This window comes from Affinundibacterium amnicola (assembly GCF_014284275.1).
GTDB classification, from domain to species: Bacteria; Pseudomonadota; Gammaproteobacteria; order Burkholderiales; family Burkholderiaceae_D; genus Undibacterium; species Undibacterium amnicola.
In genome coordinates this window covers 125921-152389 of the sequence record NZ_JACOFU010000001.1, presented here as the reverse complement: position 1 = coordinate 152389, position 26469 = coordinate 125921, and the positions used below count along the sequence as shown (strand labels likewise).

Sequence of the window (26469 nt, the reverse complement as noted above, 5' to 3'; positions counted from 1 at the left end):
ACATGTTAAAAAATGATAGGTCTTAATTAAATACAACGGTCTTATGACCGTTTAATAAGATACGATGTTCGATAAAGTAATTCACCGCACGCGCCAGCACTACGCATTCGACATCACGCCCGATTGCGGTTAACTTTTCGGGATCCATTGCGTGATCAACGCGTTCTACATCTTGCTCAATGATCGGACCTTCATCCAAATCACCAGTGACAAAATGCGCAGTCGCTCCGATCAACTTTACGCCACGATCATGTGCTTGATAATATGGTTTAGCGCCCTTAAAACTCGGTAAGAACGAATGGTGAATATTGATCGCACGTCCATTTAAAGCTTGGCACATGGTATTTGATAATATCTGCATGTAACGCGCCAACACCACCAACTCGGTCTGATTGGCATTGATCACTTCTAATACTCTTTGTTCCTGCGCATGTTTTTCTTCCGCGCTTGCGCCTGCTGCTAATGGCAAATGATGGAAAGGAATATTGTAACTAGCCGCCAATTGATAGAAATCTGTGTGGTTTGAAATAATCGCTTTGATCTCCACCGGCAATAAACCGCTCTTAAAACGAAACAGTAAATCATTTAGGCAATGACCAATTTTTGACACCATTAACACCACGCGCGGCTTGTGATGCGCATCGTGAAGTTGCCATTCCATCTGCCAGCTGCGCGCAACCTCTGTAAATTTCTCACGTAAAACTTGTTCACTAATCGCAAAGTCTTCTACGGAAAAATGTACACGCATAAAAAACAACTTTGAATGCGCATCACCAAACTGCGCCGAATCAATAATATTGCAACCATGATTGGCGAGAAAACCGGAAACGCTATGAACGATGCCGCGTTGATCAGGGCAAGACAAAGTCAGGATATATTCTGGACGCATAGATACTTGAACAGCTGGAAAAGTGAAGGAAAAATAATTGGTGGGAATACACGCAAGAACTATCAGCAAAAAATCAAGCATGTATTGTCGCATGTTCAGCCCATCTTTTTTTGCTTTGCAAAATAAAAGCACAGTCGTTCTATTTAAGGTATATTCTGCTTTGAATTTCGCTCTTGTTCTACATTTATATATTTGCTCCTTCCCCCCTTTCTTTTTCATTCGGAGACCGCATCATGACAACAATGAATCGCCAAATTCGACTTGCGACACGGCCGCTTGGCTTCCCAACTGCGGACAATTGGCTGCATACATCCGAAGCTTTACCATTTCTAAATGACGGAGAGATTCAGATCAAGACTTTGTACCTGTCGATCGATCCAGCCATGCGTGGATGGATGAATGGTGGCAAGTCATATATACGTCCGGTAGAAATTAATGAAGTCATGCGTGCAGGTGGTATTGGCATCGTGATTGCATCCAAATCAGATCGCTTCCAAATTGGCGACTATGTGTCTGGCAGTATTGGTGTTCAAGAATACTGGACTGGGAAAGCCGATGACAAATATGGTGCATTCTATAAAGTCGATCCCAAACTCGCCCCCTTGCCAACGTACTTAAATGCATTGGGTATGCCAGGTATGACTGCGTATTTTGGATTGCTTGACGTCGGTCAGCCAAAAGCTGGCGAAACAGTGATGGTATCAGGTGCCGCAGGCGCAGTTGGTCAAACCGTAGGCCAAGTCGCTAAACACAAAGGCTGCCGTGTGGTTGGTATCGCTGGTGGCAAAGAGAAATGTGATTTTGTCGTGAATGAACTGGGTTTCGATGCGTGTATCGACTATAAAAATAATTCCGTAAAAGATGGATTGAAAGAGCACTGTCCAAACGGTGTCGACATCTACTTTGACAATGTTGGCGGTGAAATTCTCGATACGGTACTCACACGCATCAATATGAAAGCGCGGATTATTATTTGCGGAGCGATTTCACAGTACAACAACACCACAGCAATTAAAGGCCCATCGAATTACCTCGCTTTACTCGTCAACCGCGCCAAAATGGAAGGCATCGTGGTTTTTGACTACGTTAAACGTTATCCAGAAGCGATCAAAGAAATGAGTGCATGGATGGCACAAGGTCAATTTCATACACGTGAAGATATTGTGCAAGGTTTAGAGAATTTTCCAGATGCATTACAAATGCTGTTTGAAGGTAAAAATTTTGGCAAATTAATTTTGCAAGTTAACACTGAAAATTAATCCCCGAATTGTCTGAGTTATTTAGCCAAATTACTTAACTAAGTAATCTAGCTAAATAAGCTATTCGAGTAGACCAGCTGTCATAAACCTTTCTAGCAAATAGTCAGGCTAATCAGACGATGTTTTAAAAATCATCTGATTAGTCTGCTGAATCTGCTGCTCAAATAACAATAACTGTCGTTTTCGCACAAGCTCAAAAATAAGACATTGCAAGCCTAATTGCTACTGTGTAATATGAAATTGGGTATTGATTGGGCATCCTTAACGCGAAACAGATTTGTTCGAGACGAGGTTTTATGAAAGCTTGCTCCCTTAAGTACAGTAATAAGCACAGTAATAAGCACAGTAATTCCCGTCTATGGCAAATGCATGATTGTAATGCCTATACTGCTACACGTGAAAACAAGTCAGACCCAATACACAGTAATAACTTATCAAAATTTGGTACGAAGTTAGTCACCATACTCATTTGCTTGCCGCTATTTACAACAAATCCAGCCATAGCGAGCGCAGCAACGGCGGCAGAAACATCGGAAACAACACCGTCACAGAATCAAGACTCGAACATTAAATTCAGTGGCTTTGGCACGATAGGCGCTGCCTATAACAGCTCAGCGAAATTTGATTATCTGAGAGATCTCTTGCAAAACCACGGTGTCGGTGCGAGCCGTCGCCTTGATGTAGGCATTGATTCATTACTTGGTCTGCAGATATCTGGCAGTCTTAGCGAAGATCTTGAAGCAACAGCACAAACTGTTGTGCGGCGGCGAGAAGGTAAATTCAAACCAGAACTGACTTGGGGCTTCATTAGATATTTGCCTTCAGATGGACTCGATCTGCGAGCTGGTAGATTAGGCTTTGATGTGTATCCTCTATCTGACTCTAGAAACGTTGCATATTCTTATATTTGGGTGAGACCACCTGTTGAATATTTTGGCGGTTTAATCGTCAGTTACATCGATGGTGTTGATGCTGCCTACAAATACGATGTCGGCAGTGGGCAAGCAAAAATCAAAATTTTTGCAGGCAAAGCGCAAGAGCGAGTACTGACAGAAGCACCCAACATTTATTTTTCTTTGAAAGGCTCAAAAATTACTGGAGCGCAGTTTGAATTTCAATCGCAGAAATGGCTGGCGCGTCTTGGATATTCGGAACTCAAGTGCAACAATAATTTCCCTAGCATTGATCATTTAATCGACACTCTCAGGTCTCCTTTATTTGCACAGTTTGGCTCAAACGCAGAAATGCTGGCAAACAACTTGTCATTCAAAGGGAAAAAAATCCATTACTTATCTGCGGGTATCGTATACGACGATGGACCATTACAGGCGCAACTCATGTTAAGCCGTCTGAGATCTGAAACTTTGAGTTTCAATTCGAATATCGCCGGATTTTTTACTGTGGCATATAGAGTAAAGGCCTGGACTCCCTATCTCACTTTCGCCAAAACACGACCAGCAGAATCAAAAAATATTATTACAGGCTTACCGCTAGGCGTTCATGCTGGGATCGACCAAGTAGAAGCAGGTGTGCAAAGCTTTTTAAAAGCGACACGCAATGAACAAAGCTCTCAATCAATAGGATTTCGATACAGTCTCAATCAAACCAGTGATCTCAAATTGCAAATCGACAGAATACATAATCAAGAACCGCTAATTGTGCGTGCAGTGCAGCCAGATTGGAATGGAAGAGCAACGATCATCAGTGTTTCTTACAATTTTATTTTTAATTAATCCTGACGGATAAATCACAACGATCATGTGTGCAGCCAAATTTACGATGATTTTGTTGGTGTTTCTGGCATTTGCCAGCTATAGCAATGCACTCAAAGCCTCGAATGATTTTGTGGTGATTGCCAATCCACATTCAGGTATCGATCGTATGAGCAAAGACGAGGTGATTAATGTCTATATGGGACGCAATCGCAAGCTAGCCTCTGGAATCAATGCGCAACCAATTGATCTCGAAAATCCATTGACAGAAAAGGCGAATTTTTACAATGTCATGGTCAGTAAAGAACTGTCAGAAATTAGTTCATATTGGGCACGTTTAATGTTTTCTGGACAGGGATCACCACCCAAACAAGTCTCATCGACAGAACAAGCAATCGAGCTAGTAAGTAGCATCAAAGGTGCAATCGCCTATGTAGACAGAAAAAAGATCGACAGGCGCGTAAAGATTGTGTTTGACCCACTGAAGTCATAAGCCAATTTAAAAAATTAACACTCCGCTCTATGCTAAAGCTACTTCGCACCAGCATCGTTTACCGTAGCAGCGTAATGCTGCTCGCAATTGCATTATGTGTGGGTGGAATATTCGCGGCCATCACGTATTTTTGGGAATCCAATACCGAACAAGAGTTAGCGAAAAATCGAATGGGAACTTTACTCAGCACAGTCGAAAATACCGTGAGTATTGCTTGCTATTTATCAGACTCTAATTTGGCAAAAGAACTGGGACAAGGCCTGTTAAAAAATGAAGATGTTGCTGGCATTAAAATATATTCAGAAAAAATCGTTCTGACCGAATTGCATAAGGAAAAAAAATCTAATAAAAATAAATCCTTCGTCCCGAATCTCACTACAAATTTATTAATACAACGACCAATTTACTCTCCATTCAATAATAAAGAATCGGTATGTCAAATTGAACTAACGCCAGACATTCAGTTCATTCGATCACAAGTCAACAATAAAGCGCGATTTATCGCCCTGCTACTGATGCTGCAAGCATTGATCATGGCTGGCGCAGTGGTTGTTATTGTGATGTATTTAATCACACGCCCGATCAAAAGGATTTCGGACCGACTGCATCACTTGTCGGCCGATGCAAACACTTCGCTGCCACTACCGCCGGGCAATGAACGCGATGAGATTGGACAATTGGTACGCGATGTGAATACGCTGTTCTCTAAGTTATCTCACCTTTTGGAAGATGAACGCGATCTGCGCATGCAACATCAAATCGGCGAAAGAAAATTTCGCGCGATTTTTGACAATTCAGAAACTGGCATTTTTTTACTCAATCCAAATGGAGAAGTGATCTCTTCGAATCCCGCGTTTCTCAGATTGTTCTCGATGAATCATGACGCATCAGCTGACACCATCAAATTTAGCTTAATTCATAACCTCAACGATTACGCGCTAAGACTACAGGGAATGTTAGAAAATGCCACGCATGACGAACATGTTTCGTCTGAAGACTTCATGATAGAAGTGGGCACACCGGCACAGAAAAAATGGATCAATCTGGTACTGAGTTCAGTTGAAAACAACATCTTGCAGGGCTTGGTCAACGATATTACAGAAAGAAAAATCCTAGAAGAATCGGCGACACAATTAGCGATGACGGATCATCTCACCAATGTGGCAAATCGCCTTGGTTTAGAAAAAAACATCGCCAAAATTCAGTTCGAAATGCATGCAAACATGATTAGCAGCTTCTATGTCTTAATGATTGATCTGGATGGATTTAAAGCGGTGAACGATCAATTTGGACATGACATCGGTGACAAAGTCCTGATGCACTTCACACATTTGCTCAGCAAAATCGTTCGCAAATCAGATTTCATCGCGCGTACTGGCGGAGATGAGTTCGTCGTGATTTTGAAAGAGGTTGATGTGATAGAAAAGGTTCAAGATATCGCAAGAAAAATCATTCACGAAGCGGCACAAACGATACAATTTGGCGATTCAATCAACATTCGGATCGGTGCAAGTATTGGCATTAATTTGGTGGATACGCCTGACTTCGATATGGCGAAAATATTGCAACAAGCAGATGAGGCAATGTACCACGCAAAGAAATCAGGTAAGAACCAATATTATGTTTTTCAATAAGTCTGGCCAATATTTTTTCTATGAATAGAAAAGCTGAAGTCGGATTGATCAATAGCATCAGACAGTACTAATGGTATCGCCACAGAAGCCTCTGACCAGGAACAACAATCACATTACCTAAATCATGCTGAACGCTTTATCCTAGCAACTTTTAGATCGCTGCTTAATCATCCCTATGTTGCCATTACACCGCCTTCAGCAGGATGTCAGTTACTTCCACCATTCACCAACGCAAAGAATATTTTCGGCAAGCATAGCATTGGCGATTTCTTTGCTGTTTATCAGTCAGCTAGATCGTGACTTTCTGAGGAAGACAGGTCCGACGAATCCCTCCGTTTCAACATTAATGATGCTGAGTTTTGTGCGTCCAAACACACCGCTCCCGGAAGAAAAAACGACAGTACGCCTAGAATCAATTCTAAAACCGAAACAGATAAAAGCGCTAACTGTCGATAAACTTCCTTCAAAATCGCTCATCAATCAACAGGGGATTATTGAAAATAATCAAGCCGAGCAAGCAGAAGAACCAAAATCCGAACGAGATTTGATCGCGATATTTCCTGAACAATCCACAAGCAAGTCTCCAACCCCCAACGTGAATAATCAACTCAATAAATCTGGAATCGCAAGGTATGGCATCGATAGTGCGGGGGTGAAACAAGCTTATGAGGCCAGCAAATCTGATATTCAAAAATTAGCGGAAAAAAGTGGCACCACCCTAGAAGACCCCAAATTGACAAAGCACGACAAGTTCCAACAAGCGGCCAATCGGGCAGCAAAGCCTGATTGTCTGCGTCAAGGTGGCAGCATTTTGTCTTTATTCGTGGTGGCTTATCAGGTCGCGACAGATCATTGCAAGTAGACGCATCAAACGACGCATCAAACAAATGTATTAGGCACGAAAAAGCAATTCAATACTCCACAATTTCTGTCTTGACAGAAATTAAGGAAATACCTACACTACTAGCATGGAACTTACACCTGTCAAACAAAAATTCATACTGCACTGGGGCGAAATGGGCACCATGTGGGGCGTTAATCGTACCGTCAGCCAGATTCACGCCTTACTATATATTGTCGGCACACCGCTCACTGCAGAAGAAATTGCCGATACGCTGGGCGTGGCACGCTCGAATGTTTCTAATTCACTCAAGGAGTTACAGAATTGGAAATTGGTCAAAGTTGCGCATGTAATGGGAGATAGACGCGCACATTTTGAAACCTCACTCGACGTTTGGGAACTGTTTCGTACTGTAATACGTGAGCGCAAAGATCGTGAATTAAACCCGACAATTGCAACCTTACAAGCCTGCTTAGACAGTCCTGATATCGATCAAGAAGATCGTGCAAGTAAAGCGCGTATTGCAGAAACACTGGCGTTAATGAAAACCTTGACTAGTTGGACCGATGAAATGCTGCGCTTAGAGCCAAGCACTTTAATGAAGCTGTTAAAGATGGGGGCCAAAGTACAACAGTTTGTGCGTGGTGACGAAAAATAGATTTAAAGGAACAGCGCATCAAGTGATTGACTGATGCGCATTTTTTTCAAACTATATTTCTGTTTTAACAGAAATAACAGAAGCAAAGGAACTATCATGAACGACTATCCACTCACCCTGCTCTACGATGAATCATGCCCGCTATGCAAATTAGAAATCGACAATCTGCGTGCACGTAACGTCCAAAATTTTTTGCATTTCATCGACGTATCAGCGCCTGACTTTGACGATAGCAATTACCTCGCCAGTAAGAAAGACATGATGGACATCATCCATGCAATACGCCCCGATGGCAGCATGGTCAAAGGAGTTGAAGTATTTCGTCTGGCCTATGGTGCTGTCGGCTTAGGCTGGATCACTGCGCCGACCAACCTGCCTTTACTCAAACCATTTTTCGACTGGGCTTATGTGTATGTCGCCCGCAATCGCTATCGTTTATCTAATCGTTTTTCTGGTGTCTTATTCAAAATCGCGGCGGATCGTGCTGCAAAACGTGCGCTCAAACAAAGTCAACAATGCAAAGATGGATTTTGCGATATCAAATCAGTCAAAGAGCAAAGTGACGCTTAAGAAGCACAAAAGTGAAGGAGATAAAAATGCGTATCCTACTCTGCGGCGCCCATGGTTTTTTGGGTCGCCATATTAGTCGCACATTACTGGAGTCTGGACATGAGGTGATTCATGGTGTGCATCGATTTAGCGACGATACTTCAGCACAAGGTCGCGAATTACTGATCGATTACGTCAAAGACACCTCGACTGATATCTGGGAAAAACGTTTAGCAGCCTTAGGCAAGATCGATATCGTCATTAATGCAGTCGGCATTTTGATGCAAAGCAAACACGCGCCGTTCACCGCAATACACCGCGATGCTCCGATTGCCTTGTTTCGAGCTGCATGTGATGCTGGTGTGCGTGGCATATTACAAATCTCCGCACTGGGTCCTGACGACAATATGATCAATGACAGGCCAAGCAATCAACATGCATTGAGTGTCTATATGCAGACGAAACGCGAAGCTGATCACTATCTAAGCCAACTTCCCTGCCCACATTTGATTTTGCGACCATCTTTACTTATTGGTGTTGATGGCGCGAGTAGCAAATTATTCCGTAGTCTCGCCAGTTTGCCAATGATAGGCTTGCCGGGAAATGGTGAGCAACAGTTACAGCCTGTGCACGTCAAGGATCTCTGTCTTGGTGTCATCAAGTGGCTAGCTCAAGTTTCCTCAGGTACGGTGAAACGACATCAAATTATTCGTGCGGTCGGGCCGAACGCAATGTCTTATCGAGATATGTTGGCTCACTACCGCCAAGCGATGGGGTTATCGCAAGCACGATTCACTCACATACCAATGTCGATAATGCGGATCAGCGCACGACTTGCCACCTATTTGCCGCAAAAAGTATTTGCACCAGAAACCTTGCAAATGTTAGAACAAGGTAGTGTCGCAGATAACACCGCGTTTACCAAACTATTGGAACAAAAGCCAAGAGGTGTCAGTGCTTGGTTTGACCAAGACGAAACAAACACGCTAGCCGCAAGCGCAATGATGGCGTGGGCGACGATGTTGTTTCGACTAGTGCTCGCCTTTCTATGGATCAGCACAGGCATTATTTCTCTGTGGGTTTATCCAATCGAAGGCAGTGCCAATTTACTTGCGCAAGTTGGCATTAGTGCGCACTATGCCAGTCCCGTCTTATGGCTAGCGAGTGGCCTTGATCTGATTCTCGGCATTCTCAGCCTCATTCATCCTAGCCGTCGACTATGGATTTTCCAATCCATCCTTATCCTCACGTATTCAGCCATCATCAGTGTATGTTTGCCAGAATTCTTAACGCATCCATTTGCCCCCATTCTAAAAAATCTGCCAATACTCGCCATTCTGTTCGTCTTAATTGCCAGCGACAAAAAATGAACACCTATCTCTTACTCAAAACACTCCATATCATTTCTTCCGTGCTCTTAGTCGGCACCGGATTTGGTTCTGCTTTTTATCTATACTTTATTAATCGCAGTAAAAATGTCGCGGCGATCGCCGAAGTATCACGGCTAGTAGTGATTGCCGATTGGTGTTTCACCACACCTGCCGTCATCATTCAACCCATTAGCGGTATCGCCTTGACAATGATGGCGGGTTGGGCTTTGCATACCCCGTGGATATTATTAAGTCTGGTCTTGTACTTACTTGCGGGTGCATGTTGGCTACCGGTAGTTTGGCTGCAAATTAAGATGAGGAATATGGCCAAGTCGGCCTGCGCACAACAACAAGAATTACCTAGTCTGTATTGGCAGTACGCGCGTTATTGGGAATACTTGGGATATCCAGCATTTCTGGCAATGCTAGCTGTGTTCTACCTGATGGTAAATAAACCGGCCTTATGGGCTTGAAGGTCAATCTTGCTGGAGGCAGATTAGGATTCATATATTTCGCCAATAAACGCTGGGCTTATCAGCCCAGCCTTGTATCTACATATGCGGAGAATTGAATGTAGGTTGGCGCTGAACGAAGTGAAGCCCAACATCGTACGCCGCAGAGAATATTAAAACCTGCAACTCAAGCTTCTCCATCTTCACTAGTATCCTCAATCCCTAGCAGGCTCTGCGCGGCATCGGTTGGCAATGCTTCCACCAACTTCAACTTGCGCGTCATCTGACGTGTACGAACTTCGGCTTTATCGATGTTGTCCGCAGCCTTCACCAAGGCATTTTTTGTCGCTGCCAGTACATCCCCGAATTTACTAAACTCCGTTTTCACAGCACCCAAGACTTGCCAAACCTCAGAAGAACGCTTCTCTAAAACCAAGGTTCTGAAACCCATTTGTAGGCTATTCAACAAAGCCGATAAAGTCGATGGTCCCGAAATTGAAACGCGGTGAGTGCGTTGCAGTTCATCGGCTAAACCCGGACGGCGCATGACTTCTGCATACAAGCCTTCCGTTGGTAAAAACAGAATCGCAAAGTCGGTTGTTAATGGCGGTGATAGGTATTTCTCAGCGATGGTTTTGGCTTCATTGCGAATCACACGTTCTAGTTCTTTACCCGCTTGCGCTACGCCTTCAGCATCGGCGCGCTCGGCTGCATCCAATAAGCGCTCATATTGTTCTTTGGGGAATTTAGCATCGATAGGCATCCAGACTGGCGCACGATCATCTTCTTTGCCTGGCAATTTAATCGCGAACTCGACTCGTTCACCACTATTCGGAATAGTCTCGACATTCTTTGCGTATTGATCTGGCGTGAGCATTTGTTCTAACACCATTTCCAGCTGCACTTCGCCCCAAGTACCGCGCGTTTTCACATTGGTGAGTACACGTTTTAAATCGCCAACACCAATGGCTAACTGCTGCATTTCACCCAGGCCTTGATGTACTTTTTCTAAGCGTTCGGAAACTTGTTTAAACGATTCACCCAAGCGTTGTTCTAAAGTCGCATGGAGTTTTTCATCAACGGTTTTACGCATTTCTTCTAACTTGCTAGCATTATCGGCTTGCAGTTGCTGAATTTTTTGCTCTAAGGTTGCGCGAATTTCCAACATGCGCTGGGCATTCGATTCCGTCATGCTGTTTAAGGTTTGATTAAGCGTATCGGCAAATCGTTTCAAACTCAGACCTTGCTCTTCACGTGCGCTTTGTCCTTGCAGAATGAGCGCCTGTCGCATCTGCTCTAGCTGCTGTGCATTGCTTTCATTGAGTTTGACTAACTGCTGTGAAAATGCGTCGATCTGATTATTTTGCAAAGTGGCGACACTGGTTAATTGTGCGCTCAAGGTCTGTTGAAATTGCGTAAAATTCGCGCCTAAATCTTGTCTCGTTGCTTGCGCCGTGGATTGAACTTGTTCACGCAAGACCCGTTCTGTGCGCTCTTGGGCTTGCTGTTGCTGGATAAGTGTTTGTTGTAATTGCGTTTGCAAAGCAAGCCATTGTGCATCCTGATTACCGCCCTGTTTGCGTAACAAGATTACTATTTGCAAGAGGACGACCACAGAAACTGCGATGATCAAGATGATTTCGATAGTGTTCATGGATGTAGACTTATAAGTGAAATTTGAAGCTGACGTCCCTACTCCTGCTTGCGAGAATATGGGACATATCTATACTCGAATTAGCCAGGCGTATTACGCATCCAATCAGCAGTCTGATAAAACGAACTCATTAAGTGTTCCTGCAAGGCTTGGTCAATGCCTACATCTTGCATCGCCCACGCCATGCAACGCAACCATTGATCACGTTCAGCAACGCCGATTGCGTACGGCAAATGTCGGGCTCGCAAACGTGGATGACCAAATTGTTCGATGTAGAGATTAGGGCCACCCATCCATCCCGATAAAAACCAAAATAATTTATCTCGCGAACTATCATTCGATTGCGGATGCATTTGATTAATGCCCGCAAACTCAGTTTCTAATTGCATCAAATCATAGAAACGATCGACCATTTCTCTGAGCTTATCTGCACCACCTATCAACTCGTATAAATTCGATTTTTCTTCCTGCTCTTCCATAAAACTCACTTTAACTATTCCGCAAAGACATCAATGGCGGTTGACTCAAAACATTTCGCAAGCCCAACCAGCCTCCGATCAAAGCACATACTGCCCCCACAATAACGCCTGCACCAATGACTACGGGCGAGAAAGTCCAAGCAAATTTAAAGGCAAAGGTGGCAAGTGCCCAACCTATCGCCAAGGCGCCGCATGCGGCAAGTGCGCCAGCCAGACTACCAACTAATAAAAACTCTACCCACTGTGCTTGCGACAATTGCTTGCGCGTGGCACCCAATGCACGGAGCAAAGCGGCTTCACGCATGCGGATATCTTGCGAACCAGCCAGTGCTGCATACAAAACCAAGACACCAGAAACCAGAGTGAACAAGAATAGAAACTCAACCGCAGTAATCACTTGATCCAAAATATCTTGTAACTGCTTCAAAATCGCACCGACGTCCATCACGGTTAAATTCGGAAAATCTAGTGTCAGTTGATTGGTGAACTGTTTTTGTTCATCCGGTACACGGAAAGCAGTAATGAAAGTCTGTGGCATATCCTGCATCGCTTTAGGATTAATCACCACGAAGAAGTTAACACGCATCGAACCCCAATCCAATTTACGCAAGCTGGTAACTTTGGCGGAAACTTTTTGACCTGCGATATCAAATACCATTTGATCGCCTAACTTCAATTGTAAAGTTTTCGCCAAACCTTCTTCTACCGAGGCTTCTGCCTCCGTCGCGCTAACATCTTTGTACCATTCACCCGCCACGACTTTATTGAGAGCTGGCAAATCAGCCATCGTCGATAGATTAAATTCGCGCTCCACCAAAGAATTGGCACGTTCATCTTGATAGGAATTTGGTTTTAATACTTGATCATTAATTTGTATCAAGCGCCCACGTATCATGGGGTAAATCATGGGTTTGGCGAAGTTTTCTACGCGCTTAGCGATTTCGGCTTTTTGATCGGGCTGAATATTAATGACGAAATGATTCGGCGCATCGGCAGGCGTCGATTGTTTCCACGCCGCGATTAAATCACCGCGCACCACAGTCAAAAGCAATAAAGCCATCAAACCTAAAGACAGGGAAACGACCTGCACCACGGTCGCACCAGGACGACGCTGCAAGGCAGTTATCGCAAAACGCCAAGCGGCAAAATTAAAACTAGTACGCAAGCGCCTCAAGACAAAAATACTTAACCAGGCAATAAATGAAAACAGTAGTAAGCCAACAATAAATCCGACTGCCACCATAGAACCTACTTTGACATTACCGGTTTGCCACAACAACAGCGCAATAAAGATTCCCAAACCTAATGCATAAGTCGCCAAAGTCATGGCTTTCGGTGCGTCTTGCTCGCGGCGTATTACTTGATTATGCGGCACATCGCGTAATTGCAAAATCGGTGGCATCGCAAATCCCACCAGGAGCAAAATTCCGACTGCAATACCTTGCCAAGCCGGCAGTAAACTAGCCGGCGGCAAAGCGACAGAAACCAAACCACCCAACCACTCCAATAATAAGAAATGGCTGGCAAAACCTATCACCACACCGGCAATACTACCTAGTATGCCCAGCATCAAAAATTCCAACAGATACATCGTTGTCACTTGATTTTGGGTTAAACCCAAGCAGCGCAACATCGCGCAGGCATCAATATGGCGTAACATAAATCGACGCGCGGCCATCGCTACCGCTACTGCGGCTAACATGGCCGACAACATGCTGACCATGGATAAAAACTGTTCGGCACGATCCAGCGTGGTACGCATCTGCTCATTGCCATTGGCGATCGTTTCGATACGAGCACCCTTAATTTTTTGCTCGATGAGATTTTTTTCCAGTGTCACTCTGAAATTTTCTACCGCTTGCTTATCGCCTGCCAACAATAAGCGATAAGTAATACGCGAACCTTCTTGCACTAATTTTGTAGCAGCCAAATCCTGTTCAGAAATCATGACACGCGGTGAAAAACCGAGAAAACCCGCACCACGATCTGGCTCCGAGGCGATGCTCTGGGTCACGATGAACTGTTGCTCACCCATACTGAGTTTGCTACCAATCGCAATTTTCAAACTTCCCAGCAAGGCAGGATCGACCCACGCTGTGCCTACCGCGGGAATACTATCCACTTCAACTTCTTTTTCGCCCTGCAATAATTTCAACTTGCCTCGCAAAGGATAGCCATCAGTGACTGCTTTCAAAGTCACTAATTTAGTCATCGCAGCATCACCCTCGCCTGCCAATGCCATACTAGGAAAAACCACGGTTTCAGCCGTTTTCAAGCCATTCTCTTTGGCTAACTGCTTCCACTCTGGTCGTATCCCTTGTGTAGAAACGACTAATAAATCCGCCCCCAAGACCTGATGCGCATCACGCTCCAAACCGCTGCGCATACGGTCAACAAAAAAACCGACCGAAGATAAAGAGGCTACGGCCACCATCAAGGCGATCAGCAAAAATCGAAGCTCACCAGCACGCCAATCGCGTTGCGTCATGCGAACTGCTATAGGCAAAATAAATGAAAACATGGTGCTCCTGATTGGCGGTAGGACTAAAGTCGAATTGAACATCTCAATCAAAGGCAGCGCATACTATGGAGCATATGCGCTACGAATGACTGAAGCAGCGTGACAGCAATTAATATTGATTCAGCGCGTTGGCAAAATCTTGCAACAAATCTTCGGTATCCTCGATCCCCACAGAGACACGAATCAAGGAATCAACAATACCCATTTCGGCACGGCGCTCCGGTCCCATCTCGAAGAAAATCGTATGCGCTACAGGAATCACCAAAGTGCGCGTATCTCCCAGATGTGTGGCGTTAATCGCTAGTTTCAAGTGATTCAAATAATCGAAGCAATCGATTTCCGGTTTCAACTCAAAACTTAACAAAGCACCATAAGCACGGAACAACTCCGTCGCCAATGCGTGTTGAGGATGTGATTCTAAGCCGGGATAATGCACCACCGCCACACGTGGATCCGCTTCCAACAAACGCGCCAATGCCAAAGCATTATCACTTTCACGCTGCATGCGTAGCGCCAGTGTTTCGGCACCGACCGCAACTTGATGCGCTGCCTCTGGTGAAATTGATGCACCAAAATCGCGTAGGGCCTTGGCACGAAGGTGGGCGATGCCTTGTTGCGCCGACGCTAATTTACGGAAATTGGGCGCGATATGCGGATAACTAGCCCAATCAAACAAGCCGGTATCGGTCAAAGCGCCACCTAAGACATTGCCATGACCGGCGATGGATTTCGTCAAGGAATTCACCACCAAGCCCGCGCCCACTGCTTTCGGGCGGAATAAATAAGGCGAGGTCATGGTGTTATCAACCACATACAAAATGCCGCGTTGCTGGCACAGTTCACCAATGCGTTTGAGATCGGCAATTTGTGTACGTGGATTAGCAATCGTTTCTACAAACACCATGCGGGTCGCGGGTGTGATCGCTGCTTCAATCTCTTCGACCTTGGTCGCATCCACTAAGGAAAGCGTAATACCTTGCTCAGCACAAGTTTGCCAAACACTATTGGTATTACCAAACAAGAAACGCGAAGAAATGATGTGATCACCCTGACGCAACAAACCTTGAAACACCGCACCAATAGCAGCCATGCCAGTTGCGAAGCATAAACTCGCACTACCATCTTCCATTTTGGTGATCTTATCTTCTAAAGCAGATACGGTGGGATTGCCTTGGCGACCATAGCGATAACCCGCTTGCTTGCCTTGAAACACATCCGCCAACTCTCTGGCATTTTTGTAGCCGTATGTGACGGAAGTGTGAATAGGTTTATGTGGCGAACCGTGTTCTATCTCTTTTTGACGGTCGTTGTGCAAGATGGTTGTGGTAAATCCGTAAGGCTTGGTTGAGCTCATGATAAAAATAAATAAATGGTTTATCAAAGTTAAGAGTTTAACCCAGATTCACATTGGGCTCTGATTAAGCTACATAGACAGAAACACGTCTTACTTGGTTCTATTAATAGAGAAATAAAAAAGCGAACCGATTTATAAGGTCGGTTCGCTTGATGTTTCGGCTATTGATACATTAAGCCTAAGATGATCCTAACCTAGGTTTCAATTAGGTTTGTTAAAACTTGCAAGACCCTGCTGCAAATAGGCTAAGTATTTTTGCGCATCTAATTCGACCCCAATTGGCGGTGTTACTAACATTTTTTCATCGGCTGATTGCAAGACATAATATGGCTGAGAAATGCTAGCGAAGCGACTTGCCTGTAAATGCTTAAACTTCTTTCCGATGGTCGTGACCCGCGTTTTCAGAATCGCAGAATCAAATTGCTCATGCTCAGGCAGTGCTGTTTTGTCGTCGGTGTAAAGTGAAACCACGACATAGTTATCCTTCAACACAGTGAGCACCGCAGGATCTGACCAAACCTCAGCTTCCATCTTTCTACAATTGACACAACCGTGCCCAGTAAAATCTAAAAGCATAGGCTTGTTCACCTGCTTTGCATAAAATTTAGCTTCCTCGTAATCAAAAAAACCTTCGATGTGATGTGGCATGTGGAAAAATTCACTGTACTTTCTGGGAGCATTGCCTATAGTTTTCTGCGCCAATTCAACTGATATTTTCGGCGGCAACAAACCGCTCAAAGGATGTAAAGGATTTCCAAAAAAACCATTGACAAGATAGAGAGAAAACGCAAAGCACAACATAACAGCACCAGCACGCATGCGGCCAATATGTACTAACACACTATCATGTGGCATTCGAAACTTTCCCCACAAATTCAATCCCATCAGAACACTCAATAGTATCCAGATTCCTATGAAAAGTTCGCGAGACAGGATATTCCAGTGATAGGCCAAATCAGCTGTCGACAGAAATTTGAATGCCAAGCCCAATTCTATAAAACCTAGACTGACCTTGATTGAATTAAGCCATGCACCTGACTTAGGCAAGTGCTGTAATGTTTTGGGAAACAAGGCGAAGATAAAAAAGATGCCTGCCAAAGCAGTAGAAAATCCAAGCATCCCGATAATTGGTGTCAAATAGTTTTGCATACTATCTACACCGCCAACTGTCACCAATATGCCCCCAATTAAAGGACCGGTGCAAGAAAACGATACGACTGCCAAGGTAGCAGCCATAAAAAACAGACTCAGAACGCCCTTACCATGAGACTTTTCTGCGATACGATTAACCCAACGACTTGGTAAATTTAAGTCAAATAATCCCAATAAAGCAGCACCAAAAAAAACCAACATAAAAAACAAAAAAACATTAAAGATACCGTCGCTTGCAAGCTCGTTTAAAGCTCCAGCTCCAAACATCAGCGTCACGACCAAACCTACACCGACATAAATCAACACGATGGACAAGGCATACGCCAAAGCACTAGGCAATAGCGACTCCCCCTTCTCACTTCTTTGCGTGAAATGACTAATGGTAAGCGGTGCAAGTGGAAAAATACATGGCAAGGTAAACGCGATGCAGCCAAGTACAAAACACTCAAAAAAGAGAACGAGAAGACTCATACGTTTGGCGAAATATCCAATTCGATTTCATCAGGAGGCAAGCATTCTTTATCACGACATGCCATGAATTCAATTTTGGCTTTGATTTGTGTTGGCTTTTTTGTCCAGCGTATTTTTTGTTGAAACTGGACTTCATTCTCGAAATACTTCACATCGGTCTTAAAGAGTTTCTCGTAATAAGTAATACTTACTGGTTCCGATGTTTTTCCCAGCAATTGATAAGCCGCAGAATTCACAAATTGAATGCTTGTGGCTGTTGGCCCGGCGTTGGACTGATACTGCGAAAAAATATGCCAGCCTGCTTGCAACTTAGCCGTAATTTGTACGGTGGGTGTGCCCTTAAGCGATACTATTTTTGCTGACCAATCTACCGGGCTGAGCAATGAACTTTGTGCGAAAGAAGAGTTGGCACAAACCAGCGCCAACAACAAGGTGCTCAATAAGTATCTCACGGCGCAGCTTTCTGAACGGCTGATTTTCCATCGGTTAATTTAGCGATCCATGCGACTAAGGCAGCTTCTGCCTTGTGATCATTAATTCCTATCTCGATACTGCTATCCAAGCCTAACACCTTACCCTGCCCATCCACCAAGGCAAATGAGGGATAGCTAGATAAACCAATATCGGTACGGATTAACTTATCGCCTTCAACCAGAATTGGCCAGGCAAACTGATGTTGCGCGACATAGTCTTGCGCTTGCTTGGTACTGTCAAAGGTGATCGCGATTGTTTGTACCTCAGGATAATTCTGCGCAAAGCGATTAAGCTCTGGAGTTTCTTTGATGCATGGCTCACATTTATCAAAATAAAAATTGAGCAAGGTGAGCTTGCCTTGAAACACGCTCTCAGTCATGTTTTTACCATCGACTGTTGTGAGCTTAAATGCTGGAAAAGTGTCACCTACTTTAATTTTTTTTCGCAAAAATTCAAGAGCCGAAAATGCTTTCTTTTCTTCGGCGCTTGTTTCGACATATTGCACATCATCACCCATGATCACTTTTGAAAAACTAAATGGTTTCTTATCTTTTTTTACTTGATTAAATCTCGCCTCATCAACTACCAATTTATAGATTTTAATTTCTGGTGCCTTTACTTTAGGCATTTCAACTATTGCTGCATCAATTTTTGCTACATCAGCTTTGACGATGGCTGCTTTCTTTTTTGCATCAGATTTCAATCTCTCTGCAATTTCGATGGAAGTTAACTGCGAAGTAACCTGCAAATCACCAAGGATAAAATCGGAGCTTTTGAAGTTCACATCTGTTTTTTTCGCTTCTTCAAATTGTTCTTGGCTAACAATAATTTTGTACGTAACTGGCGCAAGCGACTTTGCCTGCATCATTTGTTCTTGGGCGAGCACCTCATGTTGATAAGCAAAACAAACGATTACCAACGGCACAATCAGTCTCCACAAATTCTTCATAGTATTTTTCTTTCGAATTATTAAATAAAATTAGGGTGTTTAACTAGCTTATTTCAGACCAAGTTTCTTTGCATTGAGTATATCAAGATAATAACTAATTGAGTCTACTTAGAAAAAATTATCTCTTAGTCTTTTAAATATCATCACTCAACGGGTAAAAAAAAGGCGAATCGGTTCTAAGAATCGATTCGCTATCACCTTGGCTAGGCAAAAATCTTATTGATCATTACTAAATTTTGAGCTTCTTTAAAACTCACATTCACATAATCCTAACGGACTCAATGAATTTGAATTGATGTCAATTACTTCTTTTCTACTTTGATTTCTTTCTCATTTTTTTGTGCTTTATCAGTTTTGTCACTCCAATCAAACTTCATCACCTTTCCCATCTCTTTACTCAAATCGCTCAATTTATAGTCACTAGGCACGGTGAACATGCTGGCAGGAACCTCATCGCGCTTTAGATTAGTCAGACGATAAATGCGCTCACCGGAACGTGGGTCACTATGTTTGGAATACACGGTGATTTGCAATTCGGGCGAAGTCCAACTTTCGTCGCTGACGACGATAGGGTTGACGTTACCAATTTCACCGGCAGGAATTTCGTAACTCAACACTTTGCCATCGGCCTTTACTCCATCGAAATCACGGCTTCCCAAAGTCTTGGTCTGACGTTTGGCTGACCATTTTGCATCGCTAAAAATACGTGAGAAGCTTGCATCAAACACTGCACTACCGCCATGCATTTCCATACCTCGACCAGATTCTGGCCCACGTACATCGATGGTCATGTTTCTTTCCATATCACCCGAAATCACCTTACCATCGGCCGATTTCACGGCACGACGAACGACTACGTGACGTTCACCTTGCTTATCACCTTCGCCTGCGAGTTTGAGTTCGATAATTTCTTTGCCATCAGCGGCCTTAGTAATGTTCTCGGTGACGATATTGAGAGCCGGTTTGCCAGCTTTCATTGACACTATCGGCATCATCTTGAGCGCAGTTTTCGTTTTTGGATTTAGGACGATTCGACCAGATTCTGGATCATTAATAATAATTGTTCGTATCTCCCCTTTAGGATCACGAATTTCCTCTCTGGTACGACCTTGCGAGTCACGATAAGTCAACATAGAAACTTTGTTAGCGATAACATTGCCATCTGCTAGTTTTTGCTGATTTTCTGTAATCACCTCTGCACTATATGGCGCATTTTTGATGATTTTCTCAGCCATGCGAAAGCCCTGTGCATGGCTTAACAATTCACCTCTGGGGGCATGTTTGACAAATACCTCACTCCGAATGATTCCCTGCTTTTTATCAGCATCTTTTGCGGCAACTTTGTCCGATTGCGGCGTCTCTGTATCTGCTAGTTGAAACTCAAAAGCAAATACTTTCTCTGGCACAGTGACATTCAACTTCGTCGCATAGACTGGTGCAGTAAAAAACAACGCTGACAATATAACTGCGAGCAATGGTTTCTTCGTTTTCATCAATTTAAGCATCATTCTCTCCTTCATTATTAATCTGAACACTTGGCTAGGTACCCTTGTCAACGGCAAATGTTTACTCGCCAGGAATAAACCGTACCGCTAAATATTCATCGTTCTCACCAACAAGCATTTCTGCCCTTGATGTTTCCCCGGCTGTTTGTGGATTCACCGGGACACCAAGTGAGGCCAACATCGTATGCGGGACATCGGCACGTACAATACGCATGCTGTCTTGCTTCAAGATATTTTCTCCGCTCTCCAAAGCGATGAACGGAATATCTTCATATAAATAATCAGCTTGTGTAAGCGAGCCGGCCTCTGTATTGAGTAACATAGGTTTATTCAGTACCATCAATGCCACCAACAAACTCATCACTAACACACCACTCCACTGCCAAGGTTCAGCAAACCATTTACGCCACCATGCCTGCGGTGGATGTTGCTTCTTAAAAGCCACAAGCAAATTTGCCTCGACACCCGCAGGCGCATGAAAATCACGCATTTCCTGCTTGAGCGCTGCAAATGCTGGCCTTAATTGCGCATTCACTTGATCACCATCTAACATACAATTTCTTTCATACTGTCGATTGATCTATTCCACACTGCATTTTTTATCCAGAAGCATGCTTGCATTAAGCAGCTTCACATCGATAGCTTTGCAAACGATCTGCTAAAGCTTGACGCGCCCTAGATAAACGCGAACGAACGGTGCCTACGTTGATCTGACAAATATCGGCAATGTCCAAATAAGACAACTCTTGCAGCTCAAACAGAATCAGCACATCGCGATAATGCGGTGAAAGGCAAGCAATCGCAGCTCGCAAATCTTCTGCCATTTGGTGATGCAATAATCGTTCTAATGGATTTAATTCTTCACTTGCCACTTCTACCGGCGTATCCATTTCATCTGATTCATGTTCTGAAAAAGACGAACCCGGTAACTGATTATTGAAGCGGTGCTGCGTTGTTTCATCAAACTTCATCGCCACATTTCGTGCTACACCAAATAAAAAATACAATAAATTGCCCTTCAACGCATCATAGTGATATTGATCTGCCATCAGCCCCATAAACACTTCTTGCACGACATCCGCAGCAGCTTGGGTTGAGCCACAACGCAACACCGCGTAGCGAAATAAAGCCGGATGGTGGCGACGATACAAAGTCACAAAGGCGGACTGATCGCCATTGCGCATTTGTCGAATCAATTCAATATCCGGTAACAAGTCGCCCATTCGTCATTCATATTGTGTTGGTTAAGCTGCGTTCATACTACTATTCCGTTTGAGATAAAGAAAAGTTCCAACAATTATCTGTATTATTTTTGTTTGCCGCTCTTTATTTACGCTACATCGATAGATTCGACGAAAATGAGGACAAAAAAAAACCTGCAAATCTATAAAGCTTTGCAGGTTTTCTGATTATCCAAGCAAATTAGCGCAAAAATTCTTCTATCATTTGCGCTAACACTTCCGGTTGATCATGATGCAGCATATGTCCGGCATTCATCACAATCTTGGTTTGCAATTGAGGAATGAACTGCATACGTCGGTCAATCTCGATCCTTGCTTCTTCCTTGGAGCCAATCATGCGCCAAATATCAGTGTCATTTGCCTCAACCCATAACACGGGAGCGGCAATGTTTTGCCAGCATTCTAAGACTTCATCGACGTGATAAAGCAAGGGACTCGAATTTTTATGCGCCGGATCTGCCAGTAATTCCCACTGTCCCTGCGCATTTTCTTTAGCCCAATGCTGTGCTAAAAAACTCGCTCTTTCATCAGACAGACGTGGATTCGTCTTTTGCAATCTGGCGGCAACTTCCAGTGCATTCGCGTAAGTACGTAGGCTTGGAACTTCACGCAGTTCATCTAACCATTTACGATAACGGCCTGGCGCCTGTTTGGCTTGCGTCATCGGCATGCCAAAGCCTTCGAGATTAATTAATTTTGCGATGCGTTCTGGACGAACTCCCGCGTACAACATCGCAATATTACCGCCCATGCTATGCCCCAAGAGATTCACCGTTTGCTCAGGTGAATAGTGCTGCAAGATTGCATCTAAATCAGCAACATAATCTGGGAACCAGTAACTTTCTACTTTGGGATATTCAGTTAGGCCAAAGCCGCGCCAGTCGGGCGCAATGACATGCCAATCTTGCGCTAAACAATCAACCACAAATTGAAATGAGGCCGCCACATCCATCCAGCCATGTACCATAAATAGCTTGGGCGCTTCTGGGTTGCCCCAGTGACGAATGTGCATATTCAATCCACGCAGGGCAACAAATTCAGAGCGGCTGGCATTCATATTATTAACCTTTAAACAAAAATAGTACGACCGTTCGATTATTATAACCCATCATGATGAAAATGCTGCGTCACACAAAAAAAGCCTTGGAAGAATTTTCTTCGCAAGGCTTTCATTTCAGAAAAAATAGTTAAGTGATCACATCATGGCTTAGCGGCATCGAACCGGACAAAGTCACCCACTTTCACTTTCACGGCTTTAGCTTGAGCATTATCTTCTACCTCGCCCATGGCAAACTGTAATTGCGTTTGATTCAGTTGTACCTTGCCCATGCTCGCTTGCGGAGCTCCGTAGTAACTTGGACGTGCCTGCAATGCTGTCAATCCCATCGCAGGCAATTGATCATATTCAGAGACCACTAAGCCCACATCACCGACAATCAAACTAGAGTTCACACCAGCATCGAGCATAATCTGATTTCCATTTACTTGAATAATTCTCGACATCATGGGAAATGCGGCTAAGTCTTTTCTAATCCAAGCAACAGATTCTTCGAGCACCGCATCAATTGCTTTGCCAAAGTTGGTCGCATAAAAGGCGACGCTACCAAATGGCTTATCACGTCCAACTTTACCTTCATCTTCTGCAGGGCGATATAAATGATGACGGCTTAAGAACGCGCCTGTCATCCCGTCATAAATCGCGAATTCAATTTCGATGTGACGACTACGCGTCTCCCACATACCTAAGAATTTTTTATCGCTTCGTATCCCGGCGTTTCGAACCTCACCCGCGACCACAAACTGTGCATCATTGTCCGCTGCAACTTGTTTTACTAATTTAGTCGATGGGCTGTCTTGCTTAATATCAAAAGACAATAAATCCTTTGACTGACGTGTTAAAAAATTGCCCGAGCGTTCGAGCCGACTTAACATTTCGCGCGGAATACCTTGTGCAACATCGTCTAAATCTTGCACCTGCAAAGGTACTTTGACGGCAAATCCCGTCATGACAATTTTCTTCTTCAACACCCTGTGCTCAACCACTGGCGCTGGTTTCGGTTTTGCAAATAAACTGCAGGCCGATAGCGATAAAGAAAAAATTAGCAGCAAAGCCAACGACAACATTCCTCGACTAAATGCAGATGACACAGCACCAGTTTGGTCTTTTACTGATTGAGAACGACTCCACATAAGCTGATTCCTTTATTTGATTTCTCTACGCGTCTTATGCACTCTTAAGAACTATTAAGCACTCTTACACACTTTATGCAATTTTCATTGCCTGTAATTCTTCAGCTGTGAAACCCGCAGCGAGACGAGCAACTACATTAAATGGTGCACGTAAAGTAGGCGCTCTAAATTTCACCGCCAACTCAGCGAAACAGGTAATGGGTTCAAGTTGACGCTGTTCACAAAGAAAGCCAAACCAACGATTGCCAATCGCTACGTGACCGATCTCATCACGTAAAATAATATCGAGAATTTCTGCTGCCGCCTGATCTTTCGCTTGCGCTAACTTAGCTCGTAGCGCCGGAGTCGCATCAAGACCGCGCGCCTCCATCGTTCTCGGTACTAAAGCCATTCGTGCCAAGACATCTTCTTGCGTTTTTTCAGCGAGTTCCCACAAACTATTATGCGCAGAAAAATCACCATATTGATAGCCCATTGTCACTAAGTGATCGGCTAACAAACCAAAGTGATAAGCCTCTTCTTGGGCAACTTGTAGCCAATCAAGATAATAGGCTTCCGGCATATCCGGAAAACGCCACACCGCGTCTAACGCCAAATTGATCGCGTTAAATTCAATGTGTGCGAGTGCGTGAATCAAACTTGCACGCCCTTCTACTGTGTTCATTGCCCGTCGTTTCACTTCTAGCGGTGCCACCAACTCGGGTCGCGCTGGTCTGCCCGGAATTTGATCCGGGGAAGTCAAAACAGCATGCGTATCTAACGACAATTGGCGATCCAAGTAGGCTTGTCGCATCTCGGTAACGCCCTTTGCTTTCAAGCGAGCATCAGGCTCAGCAAGCCAAAATAAGCTGAGCGCACGTAATTCATGTGGCGGTGTACTTGTTAAAGTTGAATCAGAAAATGCTTCAAGAGTCGGTGAATTCATGCGATGGGCGGTAAAATGTCGTTTAATTTTGAATCCCTCTATTTTACGGAAGAATCATGGCCATTTATCAGTTAGCTGACATTTCCCCTGAAATTGATGCAAATGCATACATCACCGACAGTGCACAGGTGATTGGCAAAGTGACGATAGAAGCAAATGCGAGTGTCTGGTTTGGTACGGTAATACGTGGTGACAATGAACGCATCCACATTGGCGAAAATAGCAACTTACAGGAATCTTGCATATTACATACGGATCCAGGATTTCCACTTACCATCGAAAAGAATGTGACTGTCGGACATCAAGCGATGCTGCATGGCTGTACGATTGGTGAAGGAAGTTTGATTGGTATACAAGCAGTGATTTTGAATGGCGCAAAAATTGGCAGAAACTGCCTGGTTGGCGCAGGAGCATTGGTCACCGAAGGTAAAGAATTTCCAGATAATTCTTTAATCGTGGGCTCGCCTGCCAAGGTGATACGCACACTAGATGATGCGGCAATTGCAAAAATGCACGCTAATACACAAAACTATGTACGTCGCGCACAAGAATTTAAAACACAATTGAAACGCATTGATATCGAATAGTTCAATGGATATTCGATCTACCAAGCTAACAATCAATCCAGCAAAGAACCAACAAAAAAACTCACAACAAATATTGAATCAACTCTAGGAAATACCGTGAAAGATAATCTGCAAAAATTTATGTTCGAACACGCTGGCGTACGTGGCGAATTGGTGGAGCTACCAAATACCTGGCAAGAAATTTTGTCGCATCAACATTATCCACAACCCGTCAAAGCCATTCTGGGCGAGCTTTTGGCAGCGGCATCTTTGCTTAGTGCCAATCTGAAATTCAATGGCACTATGGTGATGCAAATACATGGTGATGGACCGATCAAATTACTCGTGGTCGAATGCGACTCAGAATTACGTTTACGCGCAACCGCGAAACTTGCCGCAGATGCAGTGATTACTGATGATGCGACATTGAGCGAATTAGTACACAGTCGCGGACAAGGCCGCTTTGTGATTACTTTAGATCCCAATGACAAAATGCCTGGACAACAAGCCTATCAAGGAATTGTGCCGCTCGATGGCGATTCGATTTCTACCATCATAGAAAATTATATGATGCGTTCAGAACAGCTCGACACCAAGCTTTGGCTAGCTGCAGATGATCAAGTTGCACGTGGTCTATTATTACAAAAATTACCTAAAATTGGTGGCACCGAATCGAGCGTTGAAGATGAAACAGAAGCATGGAATCGTGCGGTAATTTTGGGCAGCACCTTAAAACAAGAGGAATTACTGAGCACCGATATTGAAACCCTAATGAATCGCTTATTTTGGGAAGAAAGCTTGCGCGTGTTCGAGCCTATGCATCCACAATTTCATTGCAATTGCACACGCGAAAAAGTCGGTGATATGTTAAAGATGCTAGGGCAAGAAGAAGTCAGCACTGCGGTTGCAGAATTAAATCAACTCGATATCAACTGCGACTTCTGCGGCAAACACTACAGCTTTGATCAAGTCGATTGCGCGCAATTATTTATCACCACTAGCATCGTTGATGGCGTCATCGCACCCAATATTCACAAGCATTAATTATTCATTGGTTTTCATGAACTTATAAAATGTATGCAGTGTTGGTCGCTAACTACTTTTTTTGCGCGCACTGCATACTTTTAAATC

General features: G+C 44.0%; 25 protein-coding genes. 11 read left to right on the top strand and 14 right to left on the bottom strand.

Going from position 1 to position 26469, the window contains the following annotated elements; translation table 11 throughout:
* Positions 1 to 22: 22 nt before the first annotated feature.
* A complete protein-coding gene (gene purU / locus H8K33_RS00675; RefSeq protein WP_186889723.1) occupies positions 23 to 889 on the bottom strand; it encodes a formyltetrahydrofolate deformylase in 867 nt (288 codons plus the stop codon).
* Positions 890 to 1122: 233 nt separating this feature from the next.
* On the opposite strand from purU, the gene H8K33_RS00670 reads away from it, so the two are divergent.
* The 9 genes from H8K33_RS00670 to H8K33_RS00630 all read left to right on the top strand — a co-directional run bounded on the left by H8K33_RS00670 (position 1123) and on the right by H8K33_RS00630 (position 9878).
* On the top strand, positions 1123 to 2148 hold the full coding sequence (locus tag H8K33_RS00670; RefSeq protein ID WP_186889064.1) for an NADP-dependent oxidoreductase: 1026 nt from the start codon (positions 1123 to 1125) through the stop codon (positions 2146 to 2148).
* Between the two features lie 296 nt (positions 2149 to 2444).
* Positions 2445 to 3881, top strand: a complete 1437-nt coding sequence (locus H8K33_RS00665; protein ID WP_186889063.1) for a hypothetical protein — start codon at positions 2445 to 2447, stop codon at positions 3879 to 3881.
* A gap of 25 nt (positions 3882 to 3906) precedes the next feature.
* Complete coding sequence (locus H8K33_RS00660; RefSeq protein ID WP_186889062.1) at positions 3907 to 4353, top strand: hypothetical protein; 447 nt, start codon at positions 3907 to 3909, stop codon at positions 4351 to 4353.
* Between the two features lie 29 nt (positions 4354 to 4382).
* The gene (locus H8K33_RS00655) at positions 4383 to 5987 is read left to right on the top strand and encodes a sensor domain-containing diguanylate cyclase (protein ID WP_186889061.1); all 1605 of its coding nucleotides are present in this window, start codon (positions 4383 to 4385) and stop codon (positions 5985 to 5987) included.
* A gap of 175 nt (positions 5988 to 6162) precedes the next feature.
* Positions 6163 to 6849 carry a hypothetical protein gene (locus H8K33_RS00650; RefSeq protein WP_186889060.1) on the top strand — a complete coding sequence of 229 codons (687 nt, stop codon included), beginning with the start codon at positions 6163 to 6165 and terminating at the stop codon, positions 6847 to 6849.
* A gap of 106 nt (positions 6850 to 6955) precedes the next feature.
* Entirely contained in the window at positions 6956 to 7486 is a 531-nt protein-coding gene (locus tag H8K33_RS00645) for a GbsR/MarR family transcriptional regulator (protein ID WP_186889059.1), read from the top strand.
* Between the two features lie 96 nt (positions 7487 to 7582).
* Complete coding sequence (locus H8K33_RS00640) at positions 7583 to 8056, top strand: thiol-disulfide oxidoreductase DCC family protein (RefSeq protein WP_186889058.1); 474 nt, start codon at positions 7583 to 7585, stop codon at positions 8054 to 8056.
* Between the two features lie 26 nt (positions 8057 to 8082).
* Positions 8083 to 9405, top strand: coding sequence for an SDR family oxidoreductase (locus tag H8K33_RS00635; RefSeq protein WP_186889057.1), 1323 nt, complete (start codon positions 8083 to 8085; stop codon positions 9403 to 9405).
* Positions 9402 to 9878: a DUF2269 family protein gene (locus H8K33_RS00630; protein ID WP_186889056.1), complete on the top strand. Its 477-nt coding sequence runs from the start codon at positions 9402 to 9404 to the stop codon at positions 9876 to 9878. Before H8K33_RS00635 ends, H8K33_RS00630 begins: the two co-directional genes overlap by 4 nt.
* A gap of 166 nt (positions 9879 to 10044) precedes the next feature.
* Here the strand turns inward: H8K33_RS00630 and H8K33_RS00625 are convergent, their stop codons facing one another.
* The 13 genes from H8K33_RS00625 to H8K33_RS00565 form a co-directional block, all read right to left on the bottom strand.
* Entirely contained in the window at positions 10045 to 11511 is a 1467-nt protein-coding gene (locus H8K33_RS00625; protein WP_186889055.1) for a DNA recombination protein RmuC, read from the bottom strand.
* Positions 11512 to 11591: 80 nt separating this feature from the next.
* On the bottom strand, positions 11592 to 11990 hold the full coding sequence (locus H8K33_RS00620; RefSeq protein ID WP_186889721.1) for a group II truncated hemoglobin: 399 nt from the start codon (positions 11988 to 11990) through the stop codon (positions 11592 to 11594).
* 10 nt (positions 11991 to 12000) lie between these two features.
* Positions 12001 to 14511 carry an ABC transporter permease gene (locus H8K33_RS00615; protein WP_246443200.1) on the bottom strand — a complete coding sequence of 837 codons (2511 nt, stop codon included), beginning with the start codon at positions 14509 to 14511 and terminating at the stop codon, positions 12001 to 12003.
* Positions 14512 to 14620: 109 nt separating this feature from the next.
* Positions 14621 to 15865: a cystathionine gamma-synthase family protein gene (locus tag H8K33_RS00610; RefSeq protein ID WP_186889054.1), complete on the bottom strand. Its 1245-nt coding sequence runs from the start codon at positions 15863 to 15865 to the stop codon at positions 14621 to 14623.
* Between the two features lie 201 nt (positions 15866 to 16066).
* On the bottom strand, positions 16067 to 17488 hold the full coding sequence (locus H8K33_RS00605) for a protein-disulfide reductase DsbD family protein (protein ID WP_186889053.1): 1422 nt from the start codon (positions 17486 to 17488) through the stop codon (positions 16067 to 16069).
* Positions 17485 to 17940 (bottom strand): protein-disulfide reductase DsbD domain-containing protein, encoded by a 456-nt coding sequence (locus tag H8K33_RS00600; RefSeq protein WP_186889052.1) that lies wholly within the window; start codon positions 17938 to 17940, stop codon positions 17485 to 17487. The genes H8K33_RS00605 and H8K33_RS00600 overlap by 4 nt, the downstream gene beginning before the upstream one ends.
* On the bottom strand, positions 17937 to 18911 hold the full coding sequence (locus tag H8K33_RS00595) for a TlpA family protein disulfide reductase (protein ID WP_186889051.1): 975 nt from the start codon (positions 18909 to 18911) through the stop codon (positions 17937 to 17939). Before H8K33_RS00595 ends, H8K33_RS00600 begins: the two co-directional genes overlap by 4 nt.
* A 302-nt stretch (positions 18912 to 19213) precedes the next feature.
* Positions 19214 to 20419, bottom strand: coding sequence for a hypothetical protein (locus H8K33_RS00590; RefSeq protein ID WP_222613236.1), 1206 nt, complete (start codon positions 20417 to 20419; stop codon positions 19214 to 19216).
* Between the two features lie 58 nt (positions 20420 to 20477).
* The gene (locus tag H8K33_RS00585) at positions 20478 to 20969 is read right to left on the bottom strand and encodes a hypothetical protein (RefSeq protein ID WP_186889049.1); all 492 of its coding nucleotides are present in this window, start codon (positions 20967 to 20969) and stop codon (positions 20478 to 20480) included.
* A 67-nt stretch (positions 20970 to 21036) separates the two neighbouring features.
* Positions 21037 to 21639, bottom strand: coding sequence for an RNA polymerase sigma factor (locus H8K33_RS00580; RefSeq protein WP_186889048.1), 603 nt, complete (start codon positions 21637 to 21639; stop codon positions 21037 to 21039).
* Positions 21640 to 21838: 199 nt separating this feature from the next.
* The gene (locus H8K33_RS00575; protein WP_186889047.1) at positions 21839 to 22714 is read right to left on the bottom strand and encodes an alpha/beta fold hydrolase; all 876 of its coding nucleotides are present in this window, start codon (positions 22712 to 22714) and stop codon (positions 21839 to 21841) included.
* 143 nt (positions 22715 to 22857) lie between these two features.
* Positions 22858 to 23847 carry a flagella assembly protein FlgT middle domain-containing protein gene (locus tag H8K33_RS00570; RefSeq protein WP_186889046.1) on the bottom strand — a complete coding sequence of 330 codons (990 nt, stop codon included), beginning with the start codon at positions 23845 to 23847 and terminating at the stop codon, positions 22858 to 22860.
* Between the two features lie 73 nt (positions 23848 to 23920).
* A complete protein-coding gene (locus tag H8K33_RS00565; protein ID WP_186889045.1) occupies positions 23921 to 24772 on the bottom strand; it encodes a ferritin-like domain-containing protein in 852 nt (283 codons plus the stop codon).
* A 56-nt stretch (positions 24773 to 24828) separates the two neighbouring features.
* Between H8K33_RS00565 and H8K33_RS00560 the strand changes: the two genes are divergently transcribed.
* Both H8K33_RS00560 and hslO read left to right on the top strand, forming a co-directional pair.
* Positions 24829 to 25359 (top strand): gamma carbonic anhydrase family protein, encoded by a 531-nt coding sequence (locus H8K33_RS00560; protein ID WP_186889044.1) that lies wholly within the window; start codon positions 24829 to 24831, stop codon positions 25357 to 25359.
* Between the two features lie 96 nt (positions 25360 to 25455).
* Positions 25456 to 26382, top strand: coding sequence for an Hsp33 family molecular chaperone HslO (gene hslO, locus H8K33_RS00555; RefSeq protein ID WP_186889043.1), 927 nt, complete (start codon positions 25456 to 25458; stop codon positions 26380 to 26382).
* Positions 26383 to 26469: the final 87 nt, after the last annotated feature.

Bases quoted from the DNA above. Each gene is read 5' to 3' on its own strand.
- purU (WP_186889723.1), bottom strand. From the start codon at position 889: ATGCGTCCAGAATATATCCTGACTTTGTCTTGCCCTGATCAACGCGGC.
- H8K33_RS00670 (WP_186889064.1), top strand. From the start codon at position 1,123: ATGACAACAATGAATCGCCAAATTCGACTTGCGACACGGCCGCTTGGC.
- H8K33_RS00665 (WP_186889063.1), top strand. From the start codon at position 2,445: ATGAAAGCTTGCTCCCTTAAGTACAGTAATAAGCACAGTAATAAGCAC.
- H8K33_RS00660 (WP_186889062.1), top strand. From the start codon at position 3,907: ATGTGTGCAGCCAAATTTACGATGATTTTGTTGGTGTTTCTGGCATTT.
- H8K33_RS00655 (WP_186889061.1), top strand. From the start codon at position 4,383: ATGCTAAAGCTACTTCGCACCAGCATCGTTTACCGTAGCAGCGTAATG.
- H8K33_RS00650 (WP_186889060.1), top strand. From the start codon at position 6,163: ATGTTGCCATTACACCGCCTTCAGCAGGATGTCAGTTACTTCCACCAT.
- H8K33_RS00645 (WP_186889059.1), top strand. From the start codon at position 6,956: ATGGAACTTACACCTGTCAAACAAAAATTCATACTGCACTGGGGCGAA.
- H8K33_RS00640 (WP_186889058.1), top strand. From the start codon at position 7,583: ATGAACGACTATCCACTCACCCTGCTCTACGATGAATCATGCCCGCTA.
- H8K33_RS00635 (WP_186889057.1), top strand. From the start codon at position 8,083: ATGCGTATCCTACTCTGCGGCGCCCATGGTTTTTTGGGTCGCCATATT.
- H8K33_RS00630 (WP_186889056.1), top strand. From the start codon at position 9,402: ATGAACACCTATCTCTTACTCAAAACACTCCATATCATTTCTTCCGTG.
- H8K33_RS00625 (WP_186889055.1), bottom strand. From the start codon at position 11,511: ATGAACACTATCGAAATCATCTTGATCATCGCAGTTTCTGTGGTCGTC.
- H8K33_RS00620 (WP_186889721.1), bottom strand. From the start codon at position 11,990: ATGGAAGAGCAGGAAGAAAAATCGAATTTATACGAGTTGATAGGTGGT.
- H8K33_RS00615 (WP_246443200.1), bottom strand. From the start codon at position 14,511: ATGTTTTCATTTATTTTGCCTATAGCAGTTCGCATGACGCAACGCGAT.
- H8K33_RS00610 (WP_186889054.1), bottom strand. From the start codon at position 15,865: ATGAGCTCAACCAAGCCTTACGGATTTACCACAACCATCTTGCACAAC.
- H8K33_RS00605 (WP_186889053.1), bottom strand. From the start codon at position 17,488: ATGAGTCTTCTCGTTCTCTTTTTTGAGTGTTTTGTACTTGGCTGCATC.
- H8K33_RS00595 (WP_186889051.1), bottom strand. From the start codon at position 18,911: ATGAAGAATTTGTGGAGACTGATTGTGCCGTTGGTAATCGTTTGTTTT.
- H8K33_RS00590 (WP_222613236.1), bottom strand. From the start codon at position 20,419: ATGATGCTTAAATTGATGAAAACGAAGAAACCATTGCTCGCAGTTATA.
- H8K33_RS00585 (WP_186889049.1), bottom strand. From the start codon at position 20,969: ATGTTAGATGGTGATCAAGTGAATGCGCAATTAAGGCCAGCATTTGCA.
- H8K33_RS00580 (WP_186889048.1), bottom strand. From the start codon at position 21,639: ATGGGCGACTTGTTACCGGATATTGAATTGATTCGACAAATGCGCAAT.
- H8K33_RS00575 (WP_186889047.1), bottom strand. From the start codon at position 22,714: ATGAATGCCAGCCGCTCTGAATTTGTTGCCCTGCGTGGATTGAATATG.
- H8K33_RS00570 (WP_186889046.1), bottom strand. From the start codon at position 23,847: ATGTGGAGTCGTTCTCAATCAGTAAAAGACCAAACTGGTGCTGTGTCA.
- H8K33_RS00565 (WP_186889045.1), bottom strand. From the start codon at position 24,772: ATGAATTCACCGACTCTTGAAGCATTTTCTGATTCAACTTTAACAAGT.
- H8K33_RS00560 (WP_186889044.1), top strand. From the start codon at position 24,829: ATGGCCATTTATCAGTTAGCTGACATTTCCCCTGAAATTGATGCAAAT.